This is a genomic window from Adlercreutzia shanghongiae (assembly GCF_035830635.1).
Taxonomy (GTDB): Bacteria; Actinomycetota; Coriobacteriia; order Coriobacteriales; family Eggerthellaceae; genus Adlercreutzia; species Adlercreutzia shanghongiae.
Window position 1 is genome coordinate 40,669 of the sequence record NZ_JAYMFI010000026.1, and the last position, 9,743, is coordinate 50,411.

Sequence of the window (9,743 nt, forward strand, 5' to 3'; positions counted from 1 at the left end):
GAAATCATCCCGTAAAGATGACCAAGGGGGATGATTGCTGGGGCCTAAATCGGCCTGCTCTTATGATTGCGGAATGTAACCGCTTCGTATCATTTCTCGCCGTTGGGCAACAAAACATCGGTGGCCGCTCGACAGCTTCGAAGGCGCTCCACCCCCTCCACTTGCGGAGCGCCGATGCGGCCGCCGAGGGCCTCCGGTGTTTTGTTGGAAAGCTATCTACTCTAAGAGAGAGGAGGGACCCATGGCTAAACTTTCACTGACTCGTCGCAGCTTCCTGAAGGCCGCCGCCGTCACGGGCGCTGCGAGCAGCTTGAGCTTCGCCGCTGCTCCGTCTGCGGCTCTGGCCGAGGGCGTCGACGAATCAGCTGGTGAGGTCAAGCGCATCCGTTCCTGCTGCCGTGCATGCGGTAAGGTGGAATGCGGTGTGTGGGTCACCGTGCAGGACAACAAGGTCATCAAGGTTGAGGGTGACGAGTCCAATGCACACAGCCGCGGACATTGCTGCGCCAAGTCGCAGTCGTCCATGCTGGCTTTGTATCATCCCGATCGTTTGCGCTACACCATGAAGCGCACCAACCCCAAGGGCGAGGACGATCCGGGCTGGGTCCGCGTGAACTTCGCGGAGGCCATGGACGAGATCGGCGCCAAGTACAACGAGCTGATCGACAAGTACGGTGGAAAGTCGATCTTCTCCATGGGCGGCACCTCGCGCGTGTGGGCGCAGCCGCCTTACGGCACCCTGAAGTCCGTGTTCGGCACCCACAACTTCCATTCCGCCTACGAGATCTGCAAGGGCCCCCGCCACTTCGGCGGCGTGCTCACCGATGAGAAGGGCTCGCCCTGGATGGAAGTGGAGCAGGGCCCGATCGTCTATGTGCAGTGGGGTACCGCTTCCGAGTATTCCAACTACGACTCTACGAACCGTACCGTCGTGGACTGCTCCCAGCGTGCTTACAAGCACATCCTCGTCGACCCCCGCATGAGCCCGCTGGGCAAGGAGGCCGACATCTGGCTGCCCATCCGCGTCGGCACCGACCTGGCGCTGTCGCTGGGCTGGCTGAAGTGGATCGTGGACAACGACGCCTATGACAAGAACTTCGTGAAGCGCTGGTCCAACGGCCCGTTCCTCTACAACCCCGAGGCAGACGGCAAGACCTACAAGGGCTACTTCCTCGAGATGAACGGCGGCATCCACATGACCAGCCGCCTGCTCACCGAGGCCGATCTGGACCGCGAGTGGGTTTCCCAGTTCTGGGAGCCGGCGCCGGAGCAGTACTCCTACCGCCGCTTCATCTGCTGGGACGCCGCCAACGAGAAGCCGACCTACTGGGACGCCGAGGAGTGCCAGTGGGAGGGCGAGAAGCACAAGATCCCGACCACCGGCACCTGGATCGAGCATCCCTACAAGCCGATCATCGCCGACGCGTGGCTTCCCGATCCCTCCAAGTTCGCCGACCCGGCCGACCCGGCCTACGACGCCTACTGGACCGGCGAGGGCAACGAGAAGGGCAAGAAGTCCAATCCGAAGGGCCTGCCGAAGGACCCGGAGCTGTGGCCCGACGGCGTTCAGGTCAAGCTTGCGAATGGCAAGATGATCGAGGCCAAGTCCGTGTGGCAGGAGTGGGAGCACAACCTCGAGGAGTACACGCTCGACCGCGTCTCCGAGATCACCGAGGTGCCCGCTGACAAGATCGAGGAGGCCGTCCGCACCTACACGACGCGCCTGAACCCGCTTCACGGCAACGGCGGCATCCACTACCAGCTGGCTCCCGACCAGACGGGACACGCCGTGCAGAACACCCGCGCCCTGCAGCTCATCGCCTGCCTGACCGGCAACTCCGACGAGCCCGCCGGCAACCGCGGTTCCTCCAAGGCCCAGGTCGACGGCTGCTGCGGCCGCGCCAACATGATTAAGACCGATCACGATCCGGTCGACTGGGGCATTCGCGAGGGCATCGGCACCATGGAGCTCGGCAACACGCCGCGCGACCTCACCATCGAGGACCAGATTCCGCTGATCCAGAACTTCGTGAAGTACCTGCAGGCCGAGAACTCCCCGCTCATGGAGCGCTACGGCAACCACATCCCCACGGATGAGGAAGCCCGCATCATCGCCATGCGCAAGGGCGGCGACTACAAGAGCTCTCGTTCTTACCCCGGCCTGAAGACCCCGTTCGAGAACAACGCCGACCAGATTTCCGCCGAGCGCTTCCCGCTGCTGCGCTTCTGGAACTCTTGGACCGACGCTTCCTCCATCTGGGACGCCATCCGCGAGATCGACTCCCCCTACAAGCTCTACGGCGGCATCTGCATGTCCGGCGACTTCATGAACCAGTCGAACCTGCTCGAGGCCTGGGACGCTCTCACGCAGCTCGACTTCTGGGTGGACATCAACCTGTGGTCCTGCCCGAACAACGGCACTGCCGACTACGTCTTCCCCTGCACCCATTGGCTGGAGACCAACACCGGCCGTGTGTCCCAGGGCGCCGGCGGCATCTTCGGTGCCGGCCAGCGCTGCGTGGAGCCCATCGGCGATGTCGTGTTCGACCCGACCTTCGTCGTGTGCCTCCACAAGTCCATGGGCGTGCCGTTCAACGACCGCGACCCCGAATACGACGAGTGGCTGAACCTCGACTACCATGACTTCATCCAGGCCGGCGGTAGCGTGGGCTACGAGGAGCAGGAGTACCGCGTGCTCAAGGACGCCACCGACTGGTGGAAGACCGAGGAGTACCCGGATGGCCCCGACTTCCCGCAGTACGCTGCGAAGTTCCAGGAAGAGGGCTGGTTCGACTGCCGCAAGTGGCATCCCGAGCGTTGGGGCACCTATCGCCGCTGGGAGATGGGCTACCGTCGCCAGCAGGCCGGCTACAACCTGTACGCCGCCGTGGACGAGAAGTGCGCCTTCGGCACCCCCACCGGCAAGGTCGAAATCTGGTCGACCATCTGCGAGTCCTACATCGGCGACACGGTGAGCGAGTCCTACGTGCTCGAGACGCCGGGCACCACGGCGAAGGTGGGCGACAAGACCCCGTACTTCGCCGACGTGTGCTCGCCGGACCGCGACGCCTATGCCGGCGACATCCCGGACATCGACAAGTTCCCGCACTGGTTCGAGCCCAAGAACTCCCGCGTCCAGGCGCCCGAGTGGTACGATGCCAGCCTGGTGGATTCCGCTTCTTACAACAGCGACAACTACCTGAACAAGCCCTACCACGGCATTGCCGGCGTGGGCAACGGCCAGGCCACCGACAACGGCGATACCGACAACCTCGAGGCCTACAAGAAGGCCGTCAAGGAGAACCCGGAGGCCACCTTCATCTGCACCTCCGGCGCTCGCCAGCCTGTCTACTTCCACTCCGAGCACCGTCAGCTGCCCTGGTGCCGCGAGCTGTGGCCGTCCCCGCGCTTCGAGATGAACCCGAACGACGCTGCCCGCCTCGGCATCGAGCAGGGCGACTGGATCTGGGTGCGCACCCCCTGGGGCGCCATCCGCGAGGTCGCCGATCTGTACTACGGCATCAAGGAAGGCACCACCAACGCCAACCATGCCTGGTGGTACCCCGAGATGGACCACTCCGCCCATGGCTTCGAGCTCGTCGGCATCAACTGCACCATGGACAAGTACGCCCAGTGCTGGATCTGCGGTGCCTCCCAGCTGCGCGGCAACCCGATGGTCGTCTACAAGGCCACCCCGGAGAACTCGCCGTTCGGCAACCCCGTGCCGTGCGACCCGTGGGGCAACGAGGCCATCACCAACGCCAACGACCCGCGTCTGAAGGAATGGCTGGCCAACGACCCGCGTCTGGCCGATTCCAAGGTCGAGCTCACCTACGCAAGCTCTGATGCCAAGGGCCTGCAGACCATCAGCCTCATCAAGGAATAAAGGAAGGAGGAACAAGCGATGTCCAATTACGCAATCATCACGGACCTCAACCGCTGCACGGGATGTCTCGCCTGCACGGTGGCCTGCAAGGCCATCAACGGTGTGGACGTGGGCAACTTCTGGATCAAGACCCTGCGCGTCGGTCCGCACCCCATCGAGGGCGGTTCGGGCACCTACCCGGACGTGGAGATGTACTTCCTCCCCGTTCAGTGCCAGCACTGCGAGAACCCCGAGTGCGTGAAGGTGTGCCCCACCGAGGCCTCCCACGTGGCCGAGGACGGCACCATCCAGATCGACAAGGACAAGTGCATCGGCTGCCAGTTCTGCGCCATGGCCTGCCCCTACGGCGTGCGCTACCTGAACCAGACCGAGCGCGTCGTCGAGAAGTGCACGCTGTGCGAGCAGCGCACGAGCCAGGGCGAGCTGCCCCAGTGCGTGTCGCAGTGCGGCGCCCGCGCCCGCTTCTTCGGCGATCTCGACAATGGCGTTGAGAACTTCGAGGCTCCGGCTCATCCGGATTCCCCCGGCTGCCAGTACGACGAGATGACCAAGACCCGCGTCAAGCTCAAGGACTACGTGGAAGCCTTTACCGAGAACGATATTCACCACCTCACCAACAAGGGCAATGATCCCAAGCTCATGTACCTGTTGCGCGAGGGTCGAAAGTGGAGGGAGTAATAACCAATGGAGATTCAGTGGCCCCTTATTCTCTTCACCTTCTTTAACTGCCTGGCCGGCGGCATCTTCCTGATGCAGGGTATTCTCACCCTGTCCGGCAAGGGCAAGCAGATGCAGCTCGCCTCCTGCGTGTCTGCCATCGTGGCTCTGTGCATCGGCGGCCTGGCGGTGTTCTTCCACCTCCAGCACCCGCTGCGCATGCTGAACGGCTTCGGCCACATCACCTCCGGCATTACCATCGAGCTGATCTTCGTGATTGTGTTCGCCATCGCCGTGGTGCTGTACTTCCTGATGATGCGCCGCTCCGAGGAGGGCGTGGCCCCTGCGTGGTGCGCCATCCTGGCCATCGTCGTGTCCGTGGCCCTGCCGTTCGCGACCGGCGATTCCTACCTCATGAGCGCCATCCCGGTGTGGGACACCATGCTGCTGCCTCTGTACTACGTGGTTGCCACGGTGATGCTCGGTGGCCTGGCCGCCATGATCATCGCCGGCGCCACCAAGTGCGAGGACGCCGTGAAGCTGTCCTCCACCGTGGCCCTCATCGGATCTGTCGTCTGCGCCGTGGTCACCGTGATCTACGCGGTCGCCATCTCCGGCATGGGCGAGCACTTCACCGAGATGGAGTACTACTTCGACCCGACGCTGCCTGACGTGGCCATGCGCCAGACCGAAGAGGTCACCGGCGCCATCCTGGCCGGCGAGCATGCCGTGGCCTTCTGGCTGGGCTGCATCGCGATCGGCTGCGCGGTGCCCGCCGTGCTCTCCGCCCTGGTGATGTGCGGCAAGATCGCCGCCGACAAGGCGCTCATCGTGGCCGTGGTCGCCATCGCGTGCGCCATCATCGGCACTATCGTGTGGCGCGTGCTGCTCTACGAAGTAGCCGTGAACGCCCTCATCCAGTTCCAGTGGGCGCTTCAGTAAGAAGTTGAACGCAGGGCTGCCGTCCGTCTCTGGTCGGTCGGACGGCGCCCTTTTGAGAACCTAAGCGAGGCGGGCTTTTCTAACAGACAAGCCCCGCAGGCAACGCCCGAGCCCGCTTCGCTTAATACGGACGAGAGCGAGTTGCTTTCAAAATGACGGATGGCGTACCCCAAAACTACGCTACCCGTCATTTTGAAAGCGCGGGAAGCGAGAAATCGCGCCGAAAACTACGCTACCCGTCATTTTGAAAGCAATTCGCGGGTTGCGGACGCGAATTTCGGCGCGACGGGAGTCGTTGCCTCTCTTCAAGCATTTTCTCCGAAAGTGCTTGAAGAGGAGCAAGCTCTCAGATGATTCTTGAAGAGGAGGAATCAATGACCGAGGAGAAGAAAGAGGGAGTTGCCGCCGAGACGACGGCGGCTGAAGCTGCGGCCGACGCGGCTGCTCCCGGGGCTGCGGCCGGCGTGGAGACGGCGGCCGAGCCCAAGCGCGCGGGAGCGGGCAACATCTCGCGGCGCGGCCTGTTCATCGGCGTGGGGTCCACGGTGGCCCTACTGGGCTTGGGCGGTCTGCGCTACGCGGGTCACAACCCCATCAATCGCCCGCCGGGAGGAACCGATGAGGCCCATCTGGTGAGCGGCTGCATCCGCTGCGAGCGCTGCTACGAGGCATGCCCGCGCCAGGCCATCGTGCCGGCAAAGATCGAGGACGGCCTGCTGGGCATGCGTAGCCCCATGCTCGACTTCAACACGGGCAACTACTGCGACTTCTGCTACGAGGAGAACGGCGGCGTGCCCCTGTGCGTGCAGGTGTGTCCCACCAGCGCTCTTGAGCTTCCCGCCGACTACACCGTGGGCAACCCCGAGACCGGCGAGACCGGTGACATCATCATCGGCACCGCAGAAATTGACCCGCGCACCTGCCTGGCCTACCGCCTGACCGGCTGCCGCGACTGCTACGACGCCTGCAACTACGGCGCCATCGAGCTAAAGGACGAGGGAGGCGCGAACCCCATTCCCTACGTCGTCGAGGACAAGTGCAACGGCTGCGGCGCCTGCCAGGCCGTGTGCCTGTCGCTGTCCTCCGGCTCCATCAAGTCCAGCGAGCGCGCCATTGTCGTGCGCCCCATCCAGGGTTAAAGGGGGTAGGTTGTGAAAGAGACCAAGAACGCCGCGGCTGTCGAGGCCGCTTCGAAGAAAGACAGCCTGAAAGCCATGGATGCCAAGCTGAAGACCCGCAAGCTGCGCACGGTCGTTGGCGCGGTGGTTTTCGTCGGCATGGCCGCGGGCCTCATTGCCGGCGTGTCCATGGGCACCCTGTCCGGCTTCGGCTGGGACACGTTCTCGCTTCTGTGCCCCTTGGGCGCTCTCGGCACCATGATCGCCACCAAGACCATGATTCCCCGCGCCGTGGTGTCGCTTCTGCTCATCGCCGCGCTCGTGCTCGTGTTCGGCCGCGCCTTCTGCTCGTGGCTGTGCCCGACCATGCTCGTCGACCGCGTGCGCGATTTCTTCCGTTCGCCGCGCAAGCGCCGCGAGCTCGCCGAGAAGAAGAACTCCGAGATCAAAGCTATTTCCCAGCAGGAGATCGAGAGCCTGAAGGCTGCCAAGGCCGGCCACGCTTGCGGCGCCTGCGGCAAGTGCCAGCCGGTGAAGCACGGCAAGGTGGATTCCCGCCACGCGGTGCTCGGCGGCGCGCTGCTCTCCACGGCCCTCTTCGGATTCCCGGTGTTCTGCCTCGTGTGCCCCGTGGGTCTCACGTTTGCTACGGTGCTTGTTATCTGGCGCGCCTTCGCCCATGGCGACGCCACCATCGGACTCATTCTCATCCCGGCCATGCTCGTCATCGAGCTGGTGGTTCTGCGCAAGTGGTGCTCGAACTTCTGCCCGCTCTCGGCGCTCATGAACCTGGTCGGCCGCTTCTCGCGCACTTTCGTGCCCACCATCAACGACGAGAAATGCCTGGAGACCGCTCGCGCCACCTCTTGCAGCAAATGCGCCGAGGCTTGTGAGGCCGATATCAACATCCGTCATCCGGAATTCGGCTTGCGTACCATGGCCGACTGCACCCGCTGCCGCAACTGCGTGGATGTGTGTCCGACCAAGGCCATCACCATGCCGGTGTTCGTCGGCAAGAAGGCGGGCAAGACGGTTGTGGAGATTCCCGATCCGGTTATGGACGACGATTTGAAGCCGTCGCTGGATTAAGGGTCGCTCGCCGCTGGGCGCGGCATCATCGTCTGAGCCCCCGCTTCGCTGTTCGCCTTCGGCTCAGGCGCTCCGCTCCTTCATGCTTTTAAGGAGCGACCTGCGGTCGCAGATAGGCAGTGTTCAGAGGTCTCGGCCGACGATGCCCCGCCCAGCGTAAGGAAGATTTCTGGGCGATGCGCGTTCTCCGAGGGGCGCGCAGAGGTCATCGACCACGGGCGGCGGAGCCCAGCGTAAGGAAGATTACTCTTGTTATTACTTTAGTTGTAAGAGCGGGAGGGCTTTGGGAGAGGCCTTGCCGCCTTTGAAGAGGAGCAACTATGGTTGAGACGATTGATGCGGCGGCCCATGCTCATGTGGGTGCCGCCTTTACGGCCGTGGAGAGCGCGGCCATCCGTGTTCACCGCGAGCGGTGTGCCAAGGTGCGCAATCGCAACGTGGACTGTCTGAAGTGCGCCGCCGCCTGCACATCGGGCTGCATCTCTCTCGAAGAGGGCGAGCTTTCCATCGATGCCTCGAAGTGCGTCGGCTGTGGCACCTGCGCTACGGTGTGTCCCACCTGCGCGTTGGAATCTCTGAACCCGACCGATGCCCAGTTGAAGGCCGCCTGCGCGGCCGCCGTTCGCGATGGGGAAGTGGTCATCGCCTGCAGTCAGATGGAAGAGGCATTGGGCAATTTGGCGATTTCTGAATCGATGGCTCCGGTGGTGTGCGCCGGACGGGTGGATGAATCGCTGCTGGCGGGACTTGCGGCCGAAGGCGTGCAGCGCGTCACGGTGCTGTGCGGAATGTGCGACCGGTGCGCCCAGCGCCACGGCCGCAACACGGCCGAACTGGTGGCCGCGACGGCCCGAACGCTGCTGGACGCCTGGGGCTCTTCCATGGACATCGTCGTGACCGACGAGGCGCCCGAGGGCGTGCTCGCTGACGGCGTGTCGGCCGAGGCGGCCCGCGCGGCCTGCGATGTCTATTTCGCCGAAGAGCGCGCCTGCGAGCCCCTCCCGTGCCACGCCGAGCGGAACGCTCCGGAAGCCTCCGCATCGCCAGTGTGTCATCCTGAGCACAGCGCCGCAGGCGCGGAGCCGAAGGATCTCCCCGAGGCTGCCGAGGATACGGCCGCCTACGCGCCCGCTGTGCCGGCATCCCTCTCATCCCCCGAGGCCGAGGCGGCCGATTCGACGGCGGGTCCGGGCATGCGCTTCTACTGGAACTCGGGCCATACGCGCAAGGTGGCGGCCCATTCCATGCATGTTATGAAGGACGGCACGCTGCCCCACTTCCTCCCCGATCGCCGCGAGCGCCTGTTGGATGCCCTTGCGCGCATCGGCGAGCCGACGGAAGGCAAGCTGGAGAGTCGCCTGTGGGGCGCGGTCGTCATCGACGGCACCAAGTGCGTCTCGTGCCGCATGTGCGCGACGTTCTGCCCCACGGGGGCCATCGCCAAGTTCGACGAGGCTGACGGCGCCATGGGCGTGACCCACGCCCCTGCCGACTGCGTGAAATGCGGCAGCTGCCAGGACGTGTGTCCGGCTGATGCCATCACGCTGCTCGACGCGGTTCCCACGACGTGGCTTTCCGACGGTAGCCACCATCGCTACGCCATGACTCCGCGTCCGGTGAGTCTCGTCGATAACCCGCATCAAATTCTTGACACCTTCCGCCTCGATTTCAACGGAGACATCTTCGAACGCTAAGGAGGCATCACCGCGAAGCATCGCTTACATGATGCTTCGCCCGCAAAGTTGGAACCCCTTCGTAAGGCAGGCGAGGCCGCATCTCCCGTCCGCGCAAGCGGTCACCCCGGTCTCAATCTGCTCGCCCCCGGCGCCACTATCCTCTTCACGGCGCCGGGGGCTACTTTTTGGGGTGAGACAATCTAAGACAGTTGAATTGATTACGGCCTCAGGCAGCCCAAGGGGACGACGTAGACGCCGTCGGAGCGGCGGTAGGCGTAGCCGGTAGCGGTGACGACCATGAGGAAGCTAGGGGGCTTCATCTTGGCAGTGTCGATATCGGCGGCGAAGGCGAGTAGGTTTCGGGCCGCCTCCTCG

General features: G+C 64.1%; 6 protein-coding genes. All 6 read left to right on the forward strand.

The annotated features are described in order from the left end of the window. The first annotated feature begins 241 nt into the window (after positions 1-241). The 6 genes from VJ923_RS10560 to VJ923_RS10585 all read left to right on the forward strand — a co-directional run bounded on the left by VJ923_RS10560 (position 242) and on the right by VJ923_RS10585 (position 9,386). Positions 242-3,886 (forward strand): molybdopterin dinucleotide binding domain-containing protein, encoded by a 3,645-nt coding sequence (locus tag VJ923_RS10560; RefSeq protein WP_326441267.1) that lies wholly within the window; start codon positions 242-244, stop codon positions 3,884-3,886. An 18-nt stretch (positions 3,887-3,904) separates the two neighbouring features. Further along, positions 3,905-4,564, forward strand: a complete 660-nt coding sequence (locus VJ923_RS10565; RefSeq protein WP_326441269.1) for a 4Fe-4S dicluster domain-containing protein — start codon at positions 3,905-3,907, stop codon at positions 4,562-4,564. A 6-nt stretch (positions 4,565-4,570) separates the two neighbouring features. Next, entirely contained in the window at positions 4,571-5,485 is a 915-nt protein-coding gene (locus tag VJ923_RS10570; protein ID WP_326441271.1) for a dimethyl sulfoxide reductase anchor subunit family protein, read from the forward strand. A 350-nt stretch (positions 5,486-5,835) separates the two neighbouring features. Beyond that, entirely contained in the window at positions 5,836-6,624 is a 789-nt protein-coding gene (locus VJ923_RS10575; RefSeq protein ID WP_326441273.1) for a 4Fe-4S dicluster domain-containing protein, read from the forward strand. A 12-nt stretch (positions 6,625-6,636) separates the two neighbouring features. Beyond that, positions 6,637-7,692: a 4Fe-4S binding protein gene (locus VJ923_RS10580; protein WP_326441275.1), complete on the forward strand. Its 1,056-nt coding sequence runs from the start codon at positions 6,637-6,639 to the stop codon at positions 7,690-7,692. Positions 7,693-8,012: 320 nt separating this feature from the next. Continuing rightward, entirely contained in the window at positions 8,013-9,386 is a 1,374-nt protein-coding gene (locus VJ923_RS10585) for a 4Fe-4S binding protein (RefSeq protein WP_326441277.1), read from the forward strand. Positions 9,387-9,743 lie beyond the last annotated feature (357 nt).

Bases quoted from the DNA above. Each gene is read 5' to 3' on its own strand.
- VJ923_RS10570 (WP_326441271.1), top strand. From the start codon at position 4,571: ATGGAGATTCAGTGGCCCCTTATTCTCTTCACCTTCTTTAACTGCCTG.
- VJ923_RS10585 (WP_326441277.1), top strand. From the start codon at position 8,013: ATGGTTGAGACGATTGATGCGGCGGCCCATGCTCATGTGGGTGCCGCC.
- VJ923_RS10565 (WP_326441269.1), top strand. From the start codon at position 3,905: ATGTCCAATTACGCAATCATCACGGACCTCAACCGCTGCACGGGATGT.
- VJ923_RS10575 (WP_326441273.1), top strand. From the start codon at position 5,836: ATGATTCTTGAAGAGGAGGAATCAATGACCGAGGAGAAGAAAGAGGGA.
- VJ923_RS10560 (WP_326441267.1), top strand. From the start codon at position 242: ATGGCTAAACTTTCACTGACTCGTCGCAGCTTCCTGAAGGCCGCCGCC.